General features: G+C 29.2%; 10 protein-coding genes. 9 read left to right on the top strand and 1 reads right to left on the bottom strand.

All coding sequences use genetic code 11. From position 1 onward, the window contains the following. Window positions 1-468: 468 nt before the first annotated feature. The 7 genes from HYG85_RS07900 to HYG85_RS07870 all read left to right on the top strand — a co-directional run bounded on the left by HYG85_RS07900 (window position 469) and on the right by HYG85_RS07870 (window position 21679). Window positions 469-2763 (top strand): sensor histidine kinase, encoded by a 2295-nt coding sequence (locus HYG85_RS07900; RefSeq protein ID WP_212693031.1) that lies wholly within the window; start codon window positions 469-471, stop codon window positions 2761-2763. Then, a complete protein-coding gene (locus HYG85_RS07895; RefSeq protein ID WP_212693030.1) occupies window positions 2760-3404 on the top strand; it encodes a hypothetical protein in 645 nt (214 codons plus the stop codon). The genes HYG85_RS07900 and HYG85_RS07895 overlap by 4 nt, the downstream gene beginning before the upstream one ends. A gap of 4 nt (window positions 3405-3408) precedes the next feature. Continuing rightward, window positions 3409-4020, top strand: a complete 612-nt coding sequence (locus HYG85_RS07890; RefSeq protein WP_212693029.1) for an HNH endonuclease — start codon at window positions 3409-3411, stop codon at window positions 4018-4020. Continuing rightward, window positions 4017-5582, top strand: coding sequence for an Eco57I restriction-modification methylase domain-containing protein (locus HYG85_RS07885; RefSeq protein WP_212693028.1), 1566 nt, complete (start codon window positions 4017-4019; stop codon window positions 5580-5582). Before HYG85_RS07890 ends, HYG85_RS07885 begins: the two co-directional genes overlap by 4 nt. 546 nt (window positions 5583-6128) lie before the next feature. After that, on the top strand, window positions 6129-14015 hold the full coding sequence (locus HYG85_RS07880) for a non-ribosomal peptide synthetase (RefSeq protein WP_212693027.1): 7887 nt from the start codon (window positions 6129-6131) through the stop codon (window positions 14013-14015). Between the two features lie 92 nt (window positions 14016-14107). Further along, window positions 14108-19696 carry a non-ribosomal peptide synthetase gene (locus tag HYG85_RS07875; RefSeq protein ID WP_212693026.1) on the top strand — a complete coding sequence of 1863 codons (5589 nt, stop codon included), beginning with the start codon at window positions 14108-14110 and terminating at the stop codon, window positions 19694-19696. 366 nt (window positions 19697-20062) lie between these two features. Continuing rightward, window positions 20063-21679 carry a hypothetical protein gene (locus HYG85_RS07870; protein ID WP_212693025.1) on the top strand — a complete coding sequence of 539 codons (1617 nt, stop codon included), beginning with the start codon at window positions 20063-20065 and terminating at the stop codon, window positions 21677-21679. Between the two features lie 100 nt (window positions 21680-21779). Here the strand turns inward: HYG85_RS07870 and HYG85_RS07865 are convergent, their stop codons facing one another. Next, complete coding sequence (locus HYG85_RS07865; RefSeq protein WP_212693024.1) at window positions 21780-22208, bottom strand: hypothetical protein; 429 nt, start codon at window positions 22206-22208, stop codon at window positions 21780-21782. Window positions 22209-22545: 337 nt separating this feature from the next. Here HYG85_RS07865 and HYG85_RS07860 point away from each other — a divergent pair, with 337 nt between their 5' ends. Together HYG85_RS07860 and HYG85_RS07855 are read left to right on the top strand one after the other, a co-directional pair. Then, a complete protein-coding gene (locus tag HYG85_RS07860; protein WP_212693023.1) occupies window positions 22546-23532 on the top strand; it encodes a hypothetical protein in 987 nt (328 codons plus the stop codon). After that, window positions 23453-24673 carry a hypothetical protein gene (locus HYG85_RS07855; protein WP_212693022.1) on the top strand — a complete coding sequence of 407 codons (1221 nt, stop codon included), beginning with the start codon at window positions 23453-23455 and terminating at the stop codon, window positions 24671-24673. Before HYG85_RS07860 ends, HYG85_RS07855 begins: the two co-directional genes overlap by 80 nt. Window positions 24674-24682 lie beyond the last annotated feature (9 nt).

Genomic DNA, 24682 nt, shown 5'->3' with positions numbered 1-24682 from the left:
ATTAATACATAAAAATCGTAGTAAAATGATGTAATGACAAAAATAAAAAATATTTTTCTAATACAAAGAATAAAAAATAGCTTTAAAAAAGAAAGAGATAATATGAGTTTAAATCTTATAAAATGCCACCAATAGAAGTTTAAAGGTAGCCATGTTATAGAGAAGATTTGTTTGAAATAAAAATCAAAGTCTATACTAGTTATTCTGAAAATTAAGGGATGAGATAGTACTGTATAATTGTAAATAAATAATAGAATATCCGGTAGATTTTTATGGAAAAATGTTATATAAAGGTTATTGCTATATAGATATAGATTGTTTATGAATAAATTAAATATGAAGATATTAAAATTTTATTGGAGGTAGTTGATTTAAAAAATAAATTTCTATGTGTTTCACTGTTGGGATAATAGGTAAGCATATGTTATAATATATATAATTCTTTAATAGGAAATGAGTGATGGTCGGATGGCAAAAATTCCATTTAATGTTAGTGCAAGAACAGCACGTTTGATAGGAAGAGAAAATGTATCAAATTTAGGTGGTGCTTTAACAGAATTAATAAAGAACACATATGATGCAGATGCAAGTGTATGTATTCTATACTATGAGAAGACAACCAATTCATTAGTAATAGCAGATAATGGAATTGGTATGACAGAAAAGATAGTTATAGATAATTGGATGACCATAGGTAATTCGACTAAAACAACTAACTTTAAAACAATATCAGGTCGTATTAAAACTGGAGAAAAAGGGATTGGTAGATTTGCTTTAGATAGAATCTCAAGTAACTGCATTATGCATACTATAAGTGAAGATTCAAATTTTCAATGGACTTTAAATTGGGATGATTTTGGAGAAAATGCATTAATTACTGAAACTTATGCAGAGCTAAATTCATCTAATGAGAGTCTTTGTTCATTTTTGAAATTTGTAAAAAATTCGAATGTTATAAAATTAGTAAATAGAGAGTTGAAAAATACTGGTACATGTTTTAGATTAACTGGTTTAAGAGACGAGTGGAATTCTGGGATAATAGTTCATATTAGAAATACTTTGTCAAAACTATTACCACCAGATAATAGAAACGGATTTAAACTATATTTTTTTGAAGAATCATCTACAATGAAAGAATCTATAATTAAATCTGCTTTCTTGGACACATACGACTATAAAATAAATTTTGAACTATATAATAATAATCAATGTACAGTAACAATCAATAGAAATGAATTTGACTTTGGTAATAAATTTGAGAAGATAATGAATGATGCTTTTTTTACTAATGAGGATAGAAATTATTTTAAAGGAAAGCCAATTATTATTAATACTAATCTTAAAAAGCTTTTGCCAGGGGCGGATAATATAGATAACTTAGGTGAAATTAGTGGTGATATATATTTCTATAAATTAAGGTATCAAGAAAAATATGCAGATAGATATTTCTATAAAGAATTTACATCAAGAAAAGCTAATTTTAAAGAAATTAGTGGTATAAAAATATATAGGGATAACTTTATTGTTAGACCATATGGGTTTTATGATACTTCTGGTTATGATTGGTTAAATTTATCAACTCGTAAGGCAGAATCTCCGGCTGCAATATCTCATAAAAGTGGTTCTTGGCGAGTTCAAGCAAATCAGATGTGTGGGCAGGTATTTATTTCAAGATTGAATCGTGCTTTACCAGATAAGTCTAGTCGTGAAGGAATAGTAGAAACTTCAGAGTTTATATTGTTTAGAGAATTTATTACAAAAATTATTAGTTACTTTGAATATGATAGACAATATGTTATAAGAAAACTTGACACATACCAAAAGAAAGTTGCCGAAGGGGAAAAAGCACTTGAATTAGCAAAATTAGCTTTAGAAAAATTAGAACGAAAAGATGCAAATAATGATACTCGGAATAATGAAAAAAATAATGAGTATAACAATAATTATAGTGAGCAAAAAGATGAAAAGGAAACCTATAATAATTTCAAAAAAGCTATTGAGTATCAGGAAGAACGTATTGAGAGTTTAGAAACTGAGATGGGTTTACTAAGAACACTGGCTACAACTGGGGTGGTAGTTAATACTTATATTCATGAAATAAAAGCATTAACTACAAAAATGAATATGGGAATTAAAGAAGCTTACGAATTACTTCAAGAGGATAATAATCAAGATGGTGCAATAAAAGAACTAAAAAAATTAAGAAAGCTAAGGAAAGACTTTACATCTTGGTTTAAGGTTACTTTAGATTCTGTAAAGAAGGATAAAAGAAAAAGGAAGAAGATAAATCTTTACGAACTGATTGAGAATACAATTCTTATGTGGAGAGATGCTCAAAAAGATATTATTGAATATAAAGTAATAAAACAAGCAGAAGTTACACTAAGGTGTTTTGCATTTGACTTTGAAAGCATAATAAATAATTTGGTAACAAATAGTTTCTCTGCATTTAAAATTGCGGGGATTCAAGCTCCCAAAATAAAAATAAGTTTAGGGTATAATAGTGAGTATAACTACATAAAATATGAAGATAACGGACCTGGATTAAGTGAAGCATTCAAGGAAAATCCTGATGAAATATTAGAACAAAATGTTACTGATAGACGTAATGGTAATAATGAGTTAATTGGGACTGGAATGGGTCTGTGGATTGTAAAGAATATTATACAAGAATATAATGGATATATTGACTTATCAAGTAATTCTACTCTAAAAGAAGGATTTCAAATTATCTTATACTTTAAAGGAGGTCAGAAAAATTGAGTTTATTAATTGGATATTTAGATGATGAATACGATTATGAAAGTAATATAAAAAGAAACTTAAAGAAGCATGATATTGAATTAGTAACGTTAAAAGATATTGATGATGTACAAGCAGTAAGTGATTTAGTTAATGTAATAATGGATAGGGGGTTGCAATGTCTCTTTGTAGACTATGATTTATTAAAATTAAAATCAAAAATCTATGGTACTCATGTTATAAAAGATATTAATGATATTATTCCTTCATTTCCTTGTTTTTTATTGACTCATTATGCAGAAAGTGGTATTTCTGAAAAAGTTGTACCGTCAACATTTATACAGGATAAGGAGATTTTTCAAGAAGATTATGATTCAGAGGAGTTTGTTGCATTTATTGATAAAATAAAAAATAGTATAGAGTGTTTTACTAAAAGATTAGAAATTGATTTAGAGGATTATAAAAAATTATTTGTTAAAAGAAAAAAAGAAGATCTAATTGCAGATGAAGAATTAAAATTTCATACGCTTTATAAAGTGTTAAAGGCCTATCAATATGTTGATGAGTTACCAGATTATTTTTTATATAAAGAAACTGAAAAAAAATTAGATTCAATGCTTGAGTTATTAGATGATTTAAAGAATTCTTTGGATAAAAGGTGATAATATGAGAGTACATGGAGATAAAATTTTAAGGAGGAGGGCAAAATACAGAAAAAAGAAAAGGTATACATCTTACAAGAAAGAATTAGTCGAAGATTTTCAAAATATGTGCGGTTATTGTGGTAAAGATTTTAATTACATGAGATGTGAACATCAAATTGACCATTTAATTCCTGTAGATGCATGTAAGAAATTTAAGCAAGAAAATATGATAAGTGAATATAGTAATTTGGTTTATTCATGTAGAGTATGTAACAGAAACAAATGGAATGATTGGCCACTTGATAATATAAATGACATTCATGATGGCCAAAAAGGTTACATTGATCCTGCAACAGAAGAATATGATACTCATTTAAAAAGGAATAGCAATGGTGAAATAATTCCTTTAACCAGTTTAGGGAACTATATGTATGATATATTTAAATTTGAATATAGATTAACTTCATTAATTTGGAAAGCTACATGTATTAAAAAGGAGATAGAGATTTTAAAAAAGAAAATTGATAAATTAGAAGGCGAGGAACGGACAGAATATCTAGAAAAATTCTATCTTTTTCAGACACAATTTGATAATATGACTAATATTTTAAAAGAAAAAAGGGAATTAATATGAATAATAAAGATACAGGATCTTTTTATACTCCTAGAAAACTTATGGAGTTTATGACCACATACATAGATGATAAAATTAATCATAATAAAGCTTTAGAACCTTCAGCTGGAGATGGTATTTTCCTAGATTATTTATCGTCAAGTTTTATGAAGACAGATGTAATTGAATTATATAAAGATAAAATTGATTATCTATTAGACTTGAATTTACAAAATATTGAATGTCATCATAGTGATTATTTAGATTATAAACAAAATGCACCATATGATTTAATTATTGGTAATCCACCTTATATTAATAAGAAGAGTATCCCAAAATCACAAAATGAAAAGGGAATTAAACTTGCAAAAAAATGGGGATTAACAGAAAAGATATGTAAAAATATGTGGGTTTATTTTATACTTAAATCTGTAGAATTAGTAAAAAAAGATGGTAGTATTTTTTTTGTTTTACCTTATGAATTTTTACAAGTAAATTATGCTATGCCTTTAAGAAATTGGCTAGAAGAGCATTTTAAATATATTAATATTATTATTTTTAATGAAAAAGCTTTTAATGATATAGATCAGGAAATCTGTTTGGTATTATTATCTAATACCAATAAATTTAGGAATAAAGGAATAGAACCTTATATTTCTTTGGAAATTTATAATAAAATTTCAACAAATGAAATACCTGTACATCAAGGCATTATTGAACGTAATAAACCTATTAATAAATGGTCTAATTCAATATTAAATGACAATGAACTTGATTTTTTAAAAGATGTTTGCCAAAGGTTTTCAAAAGGAAGTGAACTATTTACTTCTAAACCTGGAATCGTAACTGGAGCAAATAGTTATTTCTTATTGACGAAAGAGGAAGTTTATAAATATGGATTTTATAAGAATAAAAGAAAAATTATTTCTAAAAGTTCTGAAGTAAGTAATAAATTAATATTTAGTTTAGAAGATCACATAGATATTATTAATAATAATAAAAAAGCTTATGTTTTAAACTTATCAAAAACAAAGCGTAAAGAATTTTCATATAAAATGAATAAATATATAAAAAGTGGACAACAAAATAAAGTCAATAATAGATATAAGTGTTCATTGAGAAAAAGATGGTACGATATAAGATTAGGAGAAATAGGTGAATTGATTTTTTTTAAAAGGTATCATTTATATCCAAGAATGATTATTAATGAAGCAAATTGTTATACTACAGATATAGGTTATAACATATTCGGTAAAGAAGGAATTGATTTAAGGAAATTGGCATTTTGCTTTTATAATTCATTAACGATGACTATGTGTGAATATAATGGTAGATTTTATGGTGGAGGTGTGTGTGAATTAACACCATCAGAATTTAGAAATTTACCTTTTCCACAGGGAGATGTAAGTATAGAAGATATTAAATATTTGGATTATTTAATAAGAAAAGGAAGGTCAATTGAAGAAATAACAGAATTTGTTGATTCTAAAATTTTAACTTCCATTTTAAGTGAAGAAGAAAGACGATACCTTATAAATATAAAAAGTAAATTGTTAGAAAGAAGATTAAAGAATATAACTTAATAGCTGATTTTATTTTCTAATTACCTAATTTACTCAATCATCAGTTAATGAAGTTTGTGTAATTTTTTTTCTAGCTAAGATATTATGTGAGTTTAAGCAAACAATAAAATTAACATCTAAAGAAGTTGATATGATAATTCATATTGACTTTTTTTTAATGCAACAAAACTAATTCACTTATTAAATAGATTACTTGAAATTATAAACAACTTATTTAGTTTAACGTTAAATTAATATGTATATCCTTAAAACAGCTATTAAATATTAAGAATAAACATAAATATTGGTTTAATTATCAAAATAGATAAACTATATAGAAAGTACAAAATAATTATAATAAAGTAAATTATTATAAAATATTTAGGCATTTTTCCACATGTATTATTGATATATATTACATATTATGATAATATGTTGTAGTTGCAACTAATAATGCAATCTTTACAACAAATACAACAATTTATAAAAGCTAATCTGTTACTAAAATGAGTGATTACAATATCTACCTGGATATTTAAGATCTCCAATAAAAAAAGGGGGAAAACTATGCCTAAAAATCAAAGTACAGATGTTTTAAAAGAAGAAAATCTATATCCACTTACATCATATCAAAGAGATATTTGGATTCAACAATGCTTGTATCCAAATAGACAGTTATATAATATTGGAGCCTATTTTGTTATAGAAGGAAGCGTAGAATATGAGATATTTCAAAAAGCTATTAATATCCTAATCGAAGAAAATGACGCTTTACGTATAAATATAATAAAAAAAGACGGTCAATATTATCAGAAAATTCATCCTCAATTAAATTATCATGTTGATTTCCATGACTTTTCAAAAGAAAATAATCCTATAAAAGAATGTTTGGAATGGATTGAAAATGAAACCATCAAACCATTTGACTTATATAATAATTTTCTATTCAAATATAGTCTTATAAAGGTAAATGAAAATTTATTTTACTGGTATATGCTGAAACACCATGTAATTACAGATGGATGGGGATGTTCTCTTGCAATGGGTAAGATGGTTAACATATATAATCGTCTTATAAACGAAGATGATACTAAGGAAGAAATATTAGTACAAAGAATAGGTGAACAGAAAAGCAATTCGTATGTCAACTTTATCATGGATAACATAAATTATATGGAATCTGATACATATAAGAAAAATGCTGATTTTTGGAATGATTATTACAAAGAAGTACCAGAACTTCTTATGAAGAGAAATGCTGCAAAAATGCAGGGAACAATTACAAGTGCTAGAAAAACACTAATAGTAAAATGGGATATCTATGAAAAGATTATGAAATATACTAAGGAAAAGGGTTGTTCAACATTCCATTACATGCTAGGTATTTTATATTTATGTTTCAGCAAGATATATGACAAAAATGAGTTCATTGTAGGAGTACCTATTCTTAATAGAAAAAATGCGGTACAAAAAAATACCTTAGGGCTTTTTGTTAATTTAATACCTCTAAGGATTAATTGTGATGAAAGCGAGAGCTTTGATATTGTTTTAAATAAAATAAAATTAGAACTATTACGGTGTTACAGGCATAAAAAATTTCCTTTAGGAGAAATTCTGAAATTGGCAAAAAAAGATTCAGAAACCAAGGGAAACATATTTGACGTCACCTTATCCTTTGAAAAGTTTGATTTTGATAAACGATTTGCAGGACATAGAACAGTCACTTGTCCTCTAGTAAATAAGAGTGAAGAAAATGCATTAGCTATATTTATAAGAGAGTATGCTGATGGACAAGATGTAGAAATAGATTTTGACTATAGATTTGATGTATTTGATAAAAACTTCCCTATAGAAAAAGTTATGTCATACTTTAAGGTCTTATTAGAAGATGTAGTGAACAATACTTGTGATGCAATAGCTCACTATGAAATATTGAATGATGAAGAAAAGAAAAAAATACTATATGATTTTAATGATACAAAAACTGATTATTCAAGACAAAAAACAATGCATGAACTTTTTGAAGAACAAGTAGAAAAAACACCTAATAATCTAGCGGCTGTTTTTGAAGGAAAAGATATAACATATAGAGAGTTAAATGAAAGAGCGAACCAATTAGCAGTCTTTCTAAAAGAAAAGGGAGTAGAGGCAGGCACGCCAGTAGCCATAATTGTAGAACGTTCCATGGAAATGATTGTAGGAGTAATGGGAATACTTAAGTCCGGTGGAGCCTATGTGCCTATAGACCCTAATTTCCCACTAACAAGAATAGGGACAATAATTAAAAATAGTAATATCTCTTGTATAGTAACACAATGTGAGCAAATAGAGTTAATACAAGAGTTACAAAAAGAAAATGATGATATACAAAATGTAATCTGTATTGATACCCAAGAAGATATAAATTTCAATGATGATAAGATTGTAACAGCTAGTGTACTTATTGGTCTTCCAACAAAAAACTTAGGTAAAATGAGTACTCCACAGGATATAGCTTACATAATATATACTTCTGGTTCAACAGGAACACCAAAAGGAGTAGTTGAAAAACATCAACCAGCAATAAATTTGATTGAATGGGTAAACAACAAATTCAGTATAAATGAAAAAGATCAAATATTATTTATTACTTCTTTATGTTTTGACCTATCAGTATATGATATATTTGGAATTCTAGCGTCAGGAGGTTCCATAAGAATTGCATCTGGGGATGAAGTTAAGGACGCACAGAAATTACTTGATATCATCCTAGAAGAACCAATTACTTTCTGGGATTCTGCTCCAGCGGCATTACAACAGCTTGTACCATTAATCAGTGAAGATAAGGAACTTGTTAAGAACGGCAGATTTAGATTGATTTTCCAAAGCGGTGACTGGATTCCTGTAACTCTTCCAGACATAATGAGAAAAGTGTTCCCAGGCGTTGATGTAATCAGCCTTGGTGGAGCAACAGAAGCGACAATATGGTCAAACTACTATGAAATAGAAAAAGTTGACCCTGATTGGATAAGCATACCTTATGGAAAGCCTATTCAGAATGCTAAATATTATATATTGGATTCCAATTTGAACTCTTGTCCAATGGGAGTAGCAGGAGATTTGTATATCGGAGGGGAATGCCTTGCAACAGGATATGCAAATGACATAAAACAAACAAATGAAAGATTCATACCAAATCCTTTTGTACAAGAAAGTAATGAAAAAATGTACAAGACAGGGGATTTAGCTAGATGGATGCATGATGGTAATATGGAGTTCTTAGGCAGGAAAGACCATCAAGTCAAAATAAGAGGCTATAGAATAGAAATAGGAGAAATAGAATATCAATTACTTCAGCATGAGTCGATTAAGGAGACTTTGGTTCTTGCCAAAAGGGACGAAAGTAAAAGTGATAGTAAAAACAAATATCTATGTGCATATATAGTAGCAGATAAAGAGATGACTGTAGCAGAATTGAGACAATATCTATCAGATTTGTTACCAGCCTATATGATTCCTTCTTATTTCATACAGATTGATGGAATGCCATTAACAAGTAACGGAAAGATAGACAGAAAGGCTCTTCCATTACCAGGAGAAAGCATAAATACAGGAGAGGTCTATAAAGAACCTACAAATGAAACCCAAGAGAAGTTAGTATCCATATGGAGAAACGTTTTAGGAATAAATAAGATAGGAATAAATGACAATTTCTTTAATATTGGAGGAGATTCATTAAACGCTGTAAGAATCATATCAGAAATACAAAAAGAGTTGAATGTTGAAATAACACTACGAGATATGTTTGATTACAGTAATATAAAAACATTAGCGAAACAAATCCAGCAAAAAAACAAAACAGAATATATAGCATTAACTGCTACAGAAGAAAAAGATTATTATGAACTGTCCTCTGCACAAAAAAGATTATTTGTCATAAAACAATTCAAGGATAACAGCATGAATTATAACATGCCTTCTGTAACTATCATTGAAGGAAAACTTGATATAGAAAAATTTGAAAATGTGTTTAAACAGCTGATAAAAAGGCACGAAGCACTAAGAACTTCATTTGAGATTATAGATGGAATTCCTATGCAGAAGATTCACGAAGAAATTGATTTCAAGATGGAGTTTATTGAAAAAGATGAAGAAGAGCTTGAAAATATAATTAAAGAGTTCTTAAGACCATTTGTGTTGAATAAGCCTCCACTTCTAAGGGTTACTCTAGTGAAATTAAAAGAAGAGAGATATGCTATGCTTCTTGACATTCATCATATAGTGTCAGATGGAGTTACAATGGAAATTATCCTAAAAGAAATAGGAGAACTATACAAAGGTGAAAAATTAGATGAGCTTACATTACAATATAAAGATTTTTCAGAATGGCAAAATAAGTTTTTAACAACAGATCTTGCGAAAAAGCAAGAAGAATATTGGTTAAAAGAATTGGCAGGGGAGATACCAGTACTTAATATGCCAACAGATTATCAAAGACCATCTGAACAAAGCTTTGAAGGAGATAAAATAAACTTCAGATTAGATAAGAAAGTGACAGCACAATTAAAAGAAATAGCAGCTAAAACAGGCTCAACATTGTACATGACAATCGTTGCTGCATATAATGTACTGCTGTCAAAATACACAGGACAAGAGGATATAATTATAGGTTCACCTGTAGTAGGCAGAACTCATGAGTCATTCCAAAATATAGTTGGAATGTTCGTTAATACCATAGCACTACGAAATTTCCCTAAGCCAGATAAGGATTTCATAGCATTCTTAACAGAAGTAAAACAGAAATTCTTAGAAGCATATGAAAACCAAGATTACCAATTTGAAGAGTTAGTAGTTCGCCTTGATCTAGAAAAAGATTTTAGTAGAAATCCTTTGTTTGATACTATGGTAGCTTGGCAGAATGTAGATATACGTGATGCTGATATATCTGGTCTAAGTTTTGTTCCATATGATTTTAACTCTAAGATAGCAAAGTTTGATTTAACGCTACTTGTGTACGAGAGTAAAGAAGGATTGGAATGTACTTTTGAATATTGTACCAAGTTATATAAAAAGGAAACTATAGAAAAGTTCGCAGCAAGTTTTGGTAGAATATTAACACAGATAGTTGAAGATTCTACAACTTCAATTAAGCAAATAGATATTATTGATGAATCTGAAAAGAAAAAGGTTCTATATGATTTCAACGATACAAAAGCTGATTATTCAAGACATAAGACAATGCATCAACTATTTGAAGAACAAGTAGAAAAAACACCTTATAATCTAGCGGCTGTTTTTGAAGGAAAAGAAATAACATATAGAGAGTTAAATGAAAGAGCCAACCAATTAGCAGTTTTTCTTAAGAAAAAAGGAGTAGAAGCAGGTATACCAGTAGCGATAATCGTAGAGCGTTCCATGGAAATGATTATAGGAGTAATGGGAATACTTAAGTCTGGTGGAGCTTATGTGCCTATAGACCCTAATTTCCCACTAACAAGAATAGGGACAATAATTAAAAATAGCAATATCTCTTGTATAGTAACACAATGTGAGCAAATAGAGTTAATAAAAGAGTTACAAAAAGAAAATGATGAAATACAAAATGTAATCTGTATTGATACCCAAGAAGATGTGAATTTTGAAGATGATAAGATTGTTACACCTAGCGAACTTATAGGTCTTCCAACAGAGAACTTAGGTAGAATGAGTACTCCACAGGATATAGCTTACATAATATATACTTCTGGTTCAACAGGAACACCAAAAGGAGTAGTTGAAAAACATCAACCAGCAATAAATTTGATTGAATGGGTAAACAATAAATTCAGTATAAATGAAAAAGATCAAATATTATTTATTACCTCTTTATGTTTTGACTTATCAGTATACGATATATTTGGAATTCTAGCGTCAGGAGGTTCCATAAGGATTGCATCCAAGAACGAAGTTAAGGATGCACAAAAATTGCTTGATATCATCCTAGAAGAACCAATTACTTTCTGGGATTCTGCTCCAGCAGCATTACAACAGCTTGTACCATTAATCAGTGAAGATAAGGAACTTGTTAAGAACTACAGATTTAGGTTGATTTTCCAGAGCGGAGACTGGATTCCTGTAACTCTTCCAGACATAATGAGAAAAGCATTTCCGGGAGTTGATGTAATCAGTCTTGGTGGAGCAACAGAAGCGACAATATGGTCTAATTATTATGAAATAGAAAAAGTTGACCCTGATTGGATAAGCATACCTTATGGAAAGCCTATTCAAAATGCTAAATATTATATATTGGATTCCAATTTGAACCCTTGTCCAATGGGAGTAGCAGGAGATTTGTATATCGGAGGGGAATGCCTTGCAACAGGATATGCAAATGACCTAAAACAAACAAATGAAAGATTCATACCAAATCCTTTTGTACAAGAAAGTAATGAAAAAATGTACAAGACAGGGGACATAGCTAGATGGATGCACGATGGTAACATGGAGTTTTTAGGACGAAAAGACCAACAAGTGAAAATAAGAGGCTATAGGATAGAAATAGGAGAAATAGAATATCAATTACTTCAACATAGTTCCATAAAAGAAGTATATGTCATGGCAAGAGATGGTGAAGGTAAAAATAAATATCTATGTGCATATATAGTGGCAGAAAAGGATTTGACTGTAGCTAAGCTAAGAAAATATTTAGGAGATTTATTACCAGCATATATGATTCCTTCATATTTTATACAGATTCCTAAGATGCCAATAACAAGTAATGGAAAGTTGGACAGAAAAGCACTTCCTATGCCAGATGGAAGTATTAATATTGGTAACACTTATGAAGAACCTAATAATGAAATCCAAGAAAAGTTATCTACTATATGGAGTGAGGTTTTAGGCATAAGCAAGATAGGAATTGGTGATAACTTCTTTGATCTTGGAGGAGATTCTATAAAAGCCATACAGATAGTATCTCGTATGAACACAATAAACCTGAAAATAGAAATAAAAGATTTACTCAAAAATCCTACGATAAAAGAATTATCTAGAAAGGTGAGAGTATCTGATAGACAAATAGAACAAGGAGCTGTTACAGGGCAAGTACCTTTAACACCAATACAAAAATGGTTTTTGCAGCAGAATACAGAAGAGATAAATCATTTTAATCAAGCTGTCATGTTGTATAAAAAAGATGGCTTCCAATCAGATGTTGTCAAAAAAGTATTTAAGAAGATAACTGAACATCATGATGCTTTGAGAATGAGATATTGTAGTGATGATAATGAAATATCACAGTATTGTAAGCCTATAGAAGATGCTGAGATAACTATCATGGAAAAAGATCTCAGATATAATCTAAACTATGAACAAGTGATAAAAGAAGAAGCTGATAGAATACATAGGAGTTTAGATTTGAATGAAGGACCACTCTTTGGATTGGCAATTTTTAAAACATATAAAGGAGATTATCTGCTAATTGTTATCCACCATATGGTAGTAGATGGAATATCATGGAGGATACTATTGGAAGATTTAGCTCTAGGATATGAACAAGTATTATCCAATAAAGAAATACAGTTCACTAGAAAAACAGATTCGTATAAGGAATGGGCAAATAAGCTTCAAGTCTATGCAAATAGCAATAAGGCGTTAAAAGAAATTAGTTATTGGCAGACAATAGAAGATGCACCTGTTGAATCTTTACCTAAAGATAGAATCATAGATAAAAATATGGCAGCTGATAGTAAAACAGTTCATGCATCCATATCAGAAGCTAAAACAGAACAGTTACTTAAGGATGTAAACAAAGCATATAACACTGAAATAAACGATATTTTGATAACTGCTTTATGCTTAACTGTGAAAAACTGGACAGACAAAGATAATGTACTTATTCAGTTGGAAGGTCACGGACGAGAAGAAATCATAGAAGATATAGATATCACAAGAACAGTAGGATGGTTCACATCAATGTACCCTGTAATATTTGATATGGCAAAATCAGAAGACATATCCTATCAAATAAAAAATATAAAAGAGACTTTGAGGAATGTACCTAATAAAGGAGTAGGATATGGAATACTAAAATACTTAACTGAGTCCAAATTGCATAAAGAAATCCAGTTCACTAAAAAAGCAGAAATATGCTTCAACTATTTAGGACAGTTTGATATTCAAGATGAAACACAAGTATTCAGTATTTCATCCTTATCAACAGGACAAGCTATAAGCCATAAACTAGAAAAGGAACATGCCATTGAGATAAATGGAAAAGTGTCAGAAGGTAAGTTGATGTTAGATATCAGCTATAATCAAAAGGAATACAATGAAGATACTATCAAAACTTTTGCAGATAATTATATAAAAAATCTAGAAGATATATTAGTCCATTGCCTAGATAAAGATACTGTAGAATTAACTCCAAGTGATTTTGGTGATGATGATACACTTTCTATTGAAGAGCTTGAGAATATAAATAGTTTGTTCGATTGATTAAGTTGGAATGAATGAGGTACGTTAAAGGGGCTGTGTATTATCCCACAGTCCCTCTTGAATATTTTATGGAAAGAAAGGAGATGTATTAATTGAGAAAAAATAGTAAGATTCAAAAGATATATTCATTGACTCCAATGCAGGAGGGTATGCTGTTTCATGCTATGAATGGAACAAGTTCAAGTGTGTATTTTGAACAAATACTCTTTCATCTGGAGGGTCAACTTGATATAGAGATATTGCAAGAAAGCTTTAATATATTACTTGAAAGATATGAAATTCTAAGAACAGCTATTGTATACGATAAGATTGATAAGCCAAAACAGGTTGTACTAGCAAAAAGAGCTTCAGATATATTATTTAAGGATATATCAGATTTAGATGAAAAAGATAGAGTAGATTATATAGAGGAATTTAAAAAAGATGATATCAAAAGAGGTTTTGACTTAACAAAAGATACCCTCATAAGGATGTCTGTAATAAAAAAAGATGGCAATTCTTACGGATTGGTGCTAAGCTTTCATCATATTATAATGGATGGTTGGTGTCTAGCAATTGTCATCAAGGAATTATTTGAAATATATGTAGCCTTAAAAGAAAAACAGGAATTGGATAATAAAGAGATTCATCCATATAGTGACTATATACAATGGTTCTATAAACAAAACAAAGAGGATGCCATTGAATATTGGGACAAGTATCTTGAAGGTATTGAAACAGAATCTATAGTTCCTAATTTTACAAGTAATGTTACTGAAGAGAAATATGTACTAAAAGAACATATATTCGAAATAGAAGAAGGAATAACAGAGAAATTAAGACTTATTGCAAAAGACAATAAGGTAACAGAAAATACTGTTTTCCAGTCTTTGTGGGGAGTCATGCTTCAAAAGTATAATAATACCAATGATATTGTATTTGGTTCTGTAGTATCTGGCAGACCGCCTGAAATAACTGGAATAGAAGAAATGGTAGGACTTTTTGTAAACACAATTCCAGTTCGAATAAACTGTGATCAAGAAATGAACTTCCAAGAATTAATCAGGAAAATCCATGAAGAAGCGACCTCTTCAACTAGATACCATTACGTTCCAATATCAGAGATACAATCTAACTCATATTTGGGGAATAACCTCATTAACCATTTAGTTGGTTTTGAAAATTATCCTTTACAAGATGATATCAATGGTTTCTTTGGTAGAGATGATTTATTAGGATTCAGGATTAATGATATTGATATATATGAACAGATTAATTATGACTTTAATATAATTGTAGTTCCAGGAAACAAAATGAAAATTCGTCTCAGTTACAATGAGGCTGTTTATTCAAAAGAAGCTGTAATTAATATAGAAAAACATATGAATCAAGTTATGAATGAAGTCACTGGAAATCCTAGAATTAAAATAAAAGACATAAAGATTATAACAGAAGAGGAAAAGCAAAAAGTATTATATGACTTTAACGACACAAAAAGATTATATCCCTTGGATAAAGCAATCCATGATTTATTTATGGAACAAGCTAAAAAAACTCCAGATAGAACTGCTGTTGTATGTGAAGGAATTGAATATACATATCGAGAGTTAGATCAAAAGTCAAATAGATTGGCTAATTATATTAGAGAAAAAGAGGATAGAGCTTCTGATTTTCTAATAGGTATTTTAATGGATAGCAGTGAAAAAATGCTTATTGCAATACTAGGTATATTAAAAGCTGGTGGCGCCTACGTTCCAATTGACCCAGAGTATCCAGAGGAAAGAATAAAATATATAATCAACGATGCTAAAATAGAGATGATGCTATCTACTACAGACCATATAAGAGTATTGAACAGACTTCAATGGGAGTGTAAAACATTCAGCACATATCTATGTTTAGACGAAGAAAATGTTTATGAAGCCGACGAGAAGGAAAAGAATCAATTGATGAATACACTTCTTTGGCAGCAGGTTGCAGATGATGCAGTTGATGACATTGAAGCTGGTGGATGGAAAAATAGTTACACCGGTGAAGACTTATCAAAAGAAGAAATGGATGAGTACTCAAGTAACATTTTTAAAAAGCTTAAGCCTTATCTTCATAAAGATGTAAAAGTACTGGAGATAGGTTGTGCATCAGGTCTAAGTATGTATAGAATTGCTCCCTTAGTAAGTATGTATTATGGTACAGACCTCTCGAATAGTATTATAGAGAAAAACAAGAAAAAGGTAGAAAAAGAACAGATTACAAATATTAAGTTAGCTTGTCTCCAAGCAGGTGAAATAGATAAGCTTGATGACAACAACTTTGATATAGTGATTATAAACAGCGTAATTCAATGTTTTCATGGACATAACTACCTAAGAAAAGTTATAAATAAGGTGGTGGACAAGCTAGGAGAAAAGGGTCTTCTATTTATTGGTGATGTAATGGACCAAGATTCAAAAGAAGAACTGATAAAATCACTAATGGACTTTAAGAACAATCATTCTGAGTCAAATTATAGAACAAAAACAGATTTTTCCAACGAACTGTTTGTTTCAAGAAGCTTTTTTGAAGATATAGTCACAGATATTAAGGGTATAAAAAGTGTGAAATTCACTGATAAGATAGGTGCAATCCAGAATGAATTAACTAAATATAGATATGATGCCTTGTTTGAGATTGATAAAAAAGAAGAAAGGGAGCAGGAGATTCCAAAACATAGATATCAATTAAGTAGCACTATCCTAGAAAAATATAGTGAACAGTATACTGAATCTAAAGCAAAAGCTAATGATTTAGCATATGTAATTTACACATCAGGTTCAACTGGTCAACCAAAAGGTGTAATGATAGAGCATAGCTCTCTAGTCAATTTATGTTTTTGGCATAATGAAAACTTTGGAGTAAATGCTAATGATAGAAGTACGAAATACGCAGGAGTAGGCTTTGACGCTTCTGTATGGGAAATATTCCCTTATCTTATAGCTGGTGCAACAATATACATAATTGAAAATGACATGAAATTGGATATCAAAAAGATAGAAGAATTCTATAATGATAATGATATTACTATAAGCTTTTTACCAACCCAAATCTGTGAGCAATTCGTGGAAGAATGTAATTTCAAAAGTCTAAGAAAAATTCTGGCTGGGGGAGATAAATTAAAGAAATATTACCCTAAAGGATATGATTTAATCAACAACTATGGACCTACAGAAAATACCGTAGTTACAACAAGTTTTGCAGTAAATGAAGAATATAAAAATATCCCCATAGGAAAAACTGTATCAAATACAGAAATATATATTCTGGATAAAGATAAAAATCTACAGCCAGTAGGGATACCAGGGGAACTATGTATTTCAGGACGAGGATTAGCAAGAGGATATGTCAATAATCTATCCCTAACACAAGAGAAATTTATAAAAAATCCATTTACAGATGGGGAAAGAATGTACAAATCTGGTGATTTGGCAAGATGGTTACCAGATGGAAATATAGAGTTCTTAGGAAGAATAGATAGTCAAGTGAAGATTAGAGGGTTCAGAATAGAATTAGGTGAGATAGAGAATCAGATTTTAAAATATGAAAATGTAAAAGAAGTAGTATCAGCAGTAAAGGAATCGGGAAAAGAAGATAAAAGCATTTATGCATATATAGTCTCTGATAAAAAATTACAAATTCAAGATTTGAAGGAGTTTCTATCAAAAACATTGCCGGCTTATATGATACCAGCTTATTTTGTACAACTTGAAAATATGCCACTAAATGCCAATGGGAAAATAGATAAAAAAGCTCTGTTAAAATTATCTGACAAGGTAAATGAAGATACAATTTTGGAAGAAGCTCGTAATGAATTGGAAGAAGAACTTGTTAAGATATGGAAAGAAATATTAGGGATAAGCAGTATTGGAATTAATGAAGACTTTTTTGAACTAGGAGGAGACTCATTAAAAGCAATAAGATTAGTGTTGAAATGTGAACAGATAGGACTTAGCCTAAAAATAAATGATTTATTTAGATATCCAAGCATCAAAAAAATATCAGAGCATTTAGGTATTGTTGATAAGGAAGACACTCTAATTAATTCTACCCATGAAGCTTCAAAAGCGATAACATGTAAATTTGAAGTTGAAAATAAATTCATTAAGTATGAAGTTGAAGGAAAAGAGTATTATGTTTTATTCTTGGATGATAAAGTATCAATAGAATTGAAAGAGGTTACTAGATTTATAAAAGAGAAATTCCATATAAGTATATATCCACATTTTATTAAATCTATACCTAAAATACAATTAGCTGAAAAAACTTCCATGCAAATGGATACAATACAGTTTTCAGAAAATCTTACTCTAATGAATGGACTTTTAAAAGATACAAGTGAAGAACTAATGGGGAATGTAGAAAAGGAAGAACTTAATTTCAGTAATTCTGTAATTAAACAGGATGTAGTAAGGAAGTACGGAATCTGTCCTTGTCAAAAGTTTCATTTGAAATATAATGAGAAGTCAGGAACTATATTGAAAATTGAACGTTACTTAGATATTGAACTTCTACAAGAAGCAATGCTGTATTTAATATCAAAACAAGGATTATTGAGAAGTATATTAGTACAAGAGGAACAGGAATATTACTGGCAGGAACATAATGTTCCAGATAGGATTAAAGTTCCTTATATAGATTTATCAGAGTATAATCTGAAGTTCAAGGAAGAATTCCTTAAAATTAACATAAGACAATATTTCACCAGAGGATATGAAAAAGAAAATTCACTTTTATATAAGATGTTATTAGTAAAAGAAAATCTAAAAGAATACCTTTTAGTACTGCCTTTTTCACATGTTATATTTGATGCTATGAGTAGTGAGATTCTATCAAGAAAACTATTAGAATACTATGATGCTCTTGAAAAAGGCGAGGAAATATCAGATGAAGAAGTTGAAAGTTATGAAAGCTATGTGGAACAAATAAAAAATGTGGGACATTGGATTACAGAAGACGATGTAATAGATATTTTTGAGTTAGATGAATTTGAAAAATATACATCAAGAATGAAGTGTTCATCTTTAGAACATAATGAAGCAAGAGTAACAGCTTTTAATTATGATATAAGTTTAAAAGAGATAGAAACAACTAATTACTCAATTGAGCCATCAAAAATGTCATTGGATCTTATAAGTAATGTGTGTCAAAAATATTTTGGAGTTCCTAAAGTTCCAATGTATATGATTGGTTATGGAAGAAAGTATGAAGACAAAACATATTTCAATACCATTGGAGAATTTATAGATTTAGTTCCAATATTAGTAACTAATGATAGAAAATCAATGGAACAAGCTCAAGATAAATTAAATAAATCATCCAAATATGGAATCAATTTTTTTAATTTATTATATGGAAATGAAATATCACAGGATTATAAAAAGATACAGCACCTTATGCAAAAGCATAATCTGGAAGATTCCATAATTTATAATTTTCAAGGTAAGTTTGAGAAAGATGAAGATCAATTTATTAACGAATTAGTGCTAGAAAATAACAATAACAAGATGCTTGGATTTGTTCCTAGGATGCAGTTTAATGCAAAATGTTATAAGGATATGCTTAGGATAACAGTATTTTCAAGTTCACCTAGTGAGGAAGAGAAGATTAAGGAATTACTTAATACAGAATTAGAACATATTCTAGAAAGTAGAATTAGGGAGATATCTTAGATCCAAATAATATAATGAATTATTGAGATTAAGCCTGAAAGGGGAGATAAATATACTTTCAGGCTTTTTTTAATATAAAATTTATAGTCAGTAAATTAATATTATATAATATTTAACTTAAATGGATATATTTTTAGAATATTCTATACTGAAAAATTGTATATATGATATAATAAATAAGATAAATAATTATTTAGGCTAAAACAAATCATATGCTCAATTATAATAAACATCATTAGAAAACAATACTCTTCTCTAGAATCCACTAAATAAATTCCATATTTTTTATAATTACATATTATTTACTAATTACAATAGGGACTCCATGTACAAATAAATTGTTTTTTTATGAGAGGAGAGAAGAGTATGAGAAAATATATTAGTATCCTTGGAGTGATAATAATATTTATGACGGTATGTGTAGGCTGTCAAAACAACCAATCAGTTACTGAAACTTCACAAGAAATTGAGTATTCTCTGGAGAAATTTGATAGAGACGAAATATGCAATAGACGCTTAAATATGTATTATGGTGTTTCGGATAAGGTTGGAATAGGTATTTCCAAATCTTTGTATACTGAAGAATTAGCTGAGGAAATAGAAAAAACATTAAATGAAGATATAAAAATTATAGAAGACAAATTTCTTGAACTTTCCAGTGAGGGAATTGATGTCTATATAATTGATACCCCCTTAGTTAACAAAGGTTATTCTGATTACACAGGTGGTAATAGAATTTATTGTACAGTTGATGATATAAGAAACAAAAATTATCAAACTTCTTTAGTCAGAGCATCATATAATCTAACAGAACCTGCATTGATTCATGGATTAACAGAGTATATTTTTGGTGAAACAACAGACACGGATAGATTATGCAGTTATTATAATGAGATAGACGACATATCCATACTTGGTTTATCTGGTTCTAGGTTCTATGATCTTTGGAATAGTAAAGATGAAATTGAAATAGCAGTGGATACAGCATCTGCTCTTGTGTCTTATATAGATCAATCTTATAGCAAAGAAGTTATAATGACTAGATTTTACGATTCAAGTATAAAAACAGAGTGGTTAAAATCTATAGGTGTAAACAAATCATATGAGAATAAAAATGAAATTAAGCAAGGCTATTACACTTATACTAGTAATAAGGAATATCCTTTGATTATTAAATCGCCAGAAGTAACTTACTATATGGTGCCTATGGAGTATTTGGAAAATGCATCAGACATTGAGTTATTTCTATGCAAAGATAAGAAAGGAAGGGAATGTATCTATCAATACTTGGAAGAGAATGTACCTAATTACTTAAAAGATATTAACAAAGATAAAGATTTGGAATATCTTTTTACTCAGAGTAAGGATGCATTTTCACAAGTTTTACCAGATGGTAAAATAATTTTGACTATTCCTCCATTCCATCTTCATGAATATGCACATACCATTGCTTTAACATCATCTCATGATACGAAACAATGGATGCGAGAAGGTATAGCGGAATATCTTAGATACATTATTTCTCCTAATGACTATGAGATGGAATTAATGATTTCTGATATGGAAGAATTGAATTTAATAGAATCACCTGACCTAAAAGAGATGTGGAAAGATATTTGGAAATATTATAAGATATATGGAGGGAATAATAAATTAGATATTGATAATAGAAAACTATATGTAGATGCTCTTGCTTATGGTTCTTTTGATAGTGAAATAGTTTTTGAACGTAGTAGTTTTAGACCTATATCCCAGATGTATAATATTGCTGACCAGGTAGATTCATTAGGAAATGAACTTAATTATAAGCAAGCTTGTTCTTTCACTTCTTATTTAATTGAAGAATATTCTCTTAAAAGTTATTTTGACTGTTATTACATTCATGATGATACAGATAAAAGTTTTATGGAAGCCTTCGGTGTGTCATATGAGGAAGCTAAAAATGATTGGCTTGCTTACTTAGAACGTAATCCTAAGGATTAGACCAATATTTAATAGAAGTCTTAACAGGAGATAGTTAAATTAGTATTAGATAATAAAAATATCCTAATGGTTGATTGCCGTTAGGATATTTTCATATATATCAGTAGGTTTCCAATGAAAAATCATTATTTATCAATATTTCTTCGAGGGTTTTAATGATATCATGATTGATTTTATAATACTGATTTTCAAAGTAGGTAGTAGAATTTTTACTATTACTCATGTCATTAGAGTAAAAATACATACTATACTTTTTAATAGAACCGTCATATAAATCCATACGCAAATTATATAAGACTTTATCAACATCCAGGGTAAATATTAATAAAGAATATTTTCCCAATGATTTCTTGAGTTTTATAAAATCATCATTGTTAAGTGTTAAAGGATCTTGACCTTTTTCAGCTTCATTTACGATTACGATTCTATCAATATTAGAATAGTTGAGGTATTTAATAGGTTTTATCAAATAAATTATTATGATGATAAATAGTATAAATATGAGTAAATAAGTGCTTTTTTTAAACATGTATATTCTCCAATTTACAATTCTTATTATGTAACTCTTTTAAGAAACTACATAGATTTAGTATTAACACAATATGAATTATTTAACTATACAATTTTAACAATATAAAAGGATATTTTTTGTGGAATATTACTATTCATTGCATTTTATCCCATGAAACGTGCTTTTCGTCAGGATTTGTTGAAAAATGATATTAATTTGTTGTATTATCTTTCATATATAAATTGCTTATTTGAATTATATGTATTTAATAAAAATATTTTTTGATAAGTTAACTAATGTAATTACATAATCACTGGAAAAGAATTAGGTTTCTGATAAAATAAGGATGAGGAATATGAATAATATTACAATACGAACTACTGATTTAAAAAGTAAGACCTCTTCAATATCATATGTTTGCAGTAAGATACAAGATATACAAGATGATTTCATGAATGTTACAGGTAATATTGATTATGATGTAAAATGTAGGCAATCTGTCAGTGGAATGATTAATACGTGTTTAAAACAATTTAATGATATTATTTATAACATGGATTCATATATAAAGCTAATGAATGATTCAGCCGATTCTTATAATAATATAGAAAATGTGCTGCTTTCATTAGCTTGTCAATTAGAAGATGAACATCACATACCAATGATAGAACCACAATCATTGACGGATGAGAGAAATTTACGTACAAGTCAAATGTGCGATAATTCAGGAGGGTCTTCAAGCATAGCCTTCAAATACGAAGATGAAGACATTATTGCTTTAAAAAAGGGTATGCAAGATATTTTTAAAGACAATGATTATGTTAATGATATTAATTTTGAAAACATATTTGGGGAAATAGATAGTGATATAGATTATGATTTTGAAGAGAATGTTGAATATTTTTTACGTAATTGCGAAGCTTATCTATATTCTAATAGAATAAATATGGAAACAACTTATAAATCATTACCTGATGAGTACAAGCTTATGGTGTTAATGCATTGGGTAGAATTAATGAAAACTGATACCCATATTGATGTATCTAACGTTTTACCAGATGAATATTTTGAGAATGTACCTTCATTGCCTTTTACTGATAGAAAACTTGATAATATAACGTCAGAGAATAAATATGAAAGCGAAGATGCATATAACTATTTTAAGAAATATTATTATCCTATACAAGCTTTATATCAATTCCAAAAAGGTGATTTTGAGCAGTTAAAAAGAACAGCTTTTATGGAATGGGCAAGATTGGCGTATGGTTCCATCCGTATTCACTCATCCAGAACAATTAGGGTTTTTTATAACATTTGTAGTAAGTCTTCCGTTTTCATCTAAAAATAGAGAACTTATGAAACTTATGATAAAGCAGACTTATGATGAATGGAAAGCTGAATATGATAATGCTGATGCTGGTGATAAAGGATTTATGATTGGTCAGTTGATTGGTGAAGCCATTACCTTTGCTGTAGAAGCAGGTGGGTTTGTAAAAGGAATTAAGGGCTTAACTCAATTTGTTAAAAATGGTGGATTTAGAAAGGCAGTTAAACAAGTTGTTAAAATGGGTAGCAGTGTTAAGAAACTGTTGAAAATGAAACCTGCTGAGTTTATAAAATCCGTCAAGAAAATATTTAAAAGAAAAGACCATTATGAAGTGCTATTAAATAATGATGAATTGGTTAAAGTTCCTTATGATGATTTAACTGTTATGCAGAAAAGTAAGTTTGATGGCTTTGTTGATTCACATATGCAGAATGATGTAGTGCCTGATAGGGTTTATGGTGAAGATGGTATTGGGATTGTAAGTGGTGAGGGCACTATTAATGGCAAGCTTAATAAAAAAACTTTAAGTAACTATGATAGTTATATGAATGATGATTTAATATCCACTCTAGATGATATCGGATTAAGCATTGATGAATTTAATGAGCTACGTATGGTATCTGCAGATAAGTTAACCTCATCACAGAGAAGAACAATAAAATCGATTCGTGATGCAATATCTACACCTACTAATGATACAATTATGCAAAAAGTTATTCCGCAGAGGGATATAAATGCATATCTTAATGGCGATTATACACAGGTAGGTGGTTATATTACAAAAGCTCAAGATGTTAAGCAATTAAATAATTATGACGATATATTTCAATCATTAAGACTTGATTATGAAGGGACTCAGTTTAAGCCTGTATCAGATGATAGTATAGGAATAATCAGATTTAAAACACCAGAAGCATCAAAGATTGAAATACCCTATGGAAAATCAATGGATGGTGTAATTACTGATGAATTTCCATTTACAGGTAATGGATTTACAGCAGCAACTAATGGACAAGTAATTCCTGAATATAAGTGTCAAAAATATCTTGATATATATGATGGAGCAGAATTATATAGCATGGCTAAAGATGGAACAGAAAGCTTATTAGGAATATATGATAGTAATTTAGGTAGATTTATTAAAATTGGGAAATAGGTGATTAAT

It is taken from the genome of Vallitalea guaymasensis (genome assembly GCF_018141425.1).
Taxonomy (GTDB): domain Bacteria; phylum Bacillota; class Clostridia; order Lachnospirales; family Vallitaleaceae; genus Vallitalea; species Vallitalea guaymasensis.
This window is presented reverse-complemented; position numbering and strand designations above follow the sequence as displayed.

Coding starts and splice junctions, on each gene's coding strand:
- HYG85_RS07885 (WP_212693028.1), top strand. CDS start 4,017: ATGAATAATAAAGATACAGGATCTTTTTATACTCCTAGAAAACTTATG.
- HYG85_RS07855 (WP_212693022.1), top strand. CDS start 23,453: ATGGTTCCATCCGTATTCACTCATCCAGAACAATTAGGGTTTTTTATA.
- HYG85_RS07860 (WP_212693023.1), top strand. CDS start 22,546: ATGAATAATATTACAATACGAACTACTGATTTAAAAAGTAAGACCTCT.
- HYG85_RS07865 (WP_212693024.1), bottom strand. CDS start 22,208: ATGTTTAAAAAAAGCACTTATTTACTCATATTTATACTATTTATCATC.
- HYG85_RS07880 (WP_212693027.1), top strand. CDS start 6,129: ATGCCTAAAAATCAAAGTACAGATGTTTTAAAAGAAGAAAATCTATAT.
- HYG85_RS07890 (WP_212693029.1), top strand. CDS start 3,409: ATGAGAGTACATGGAGATAAAATTTTAAGGAGGAGGGCAAAATACAGA.
- HYG85_RS07900 (WP_212693031.1), top strand. CDS start 469: ATGGCAAAAATTCCATTTAATGTTAGTGCAAGAACAGCACGTTTGATA.
- HYG85_RS07870 (WP_212693025.1), top strand. CDS start 20,063: ATGAGAAAATATATTAGTATCCTTGGAGTGATAATAATATTTATGACG.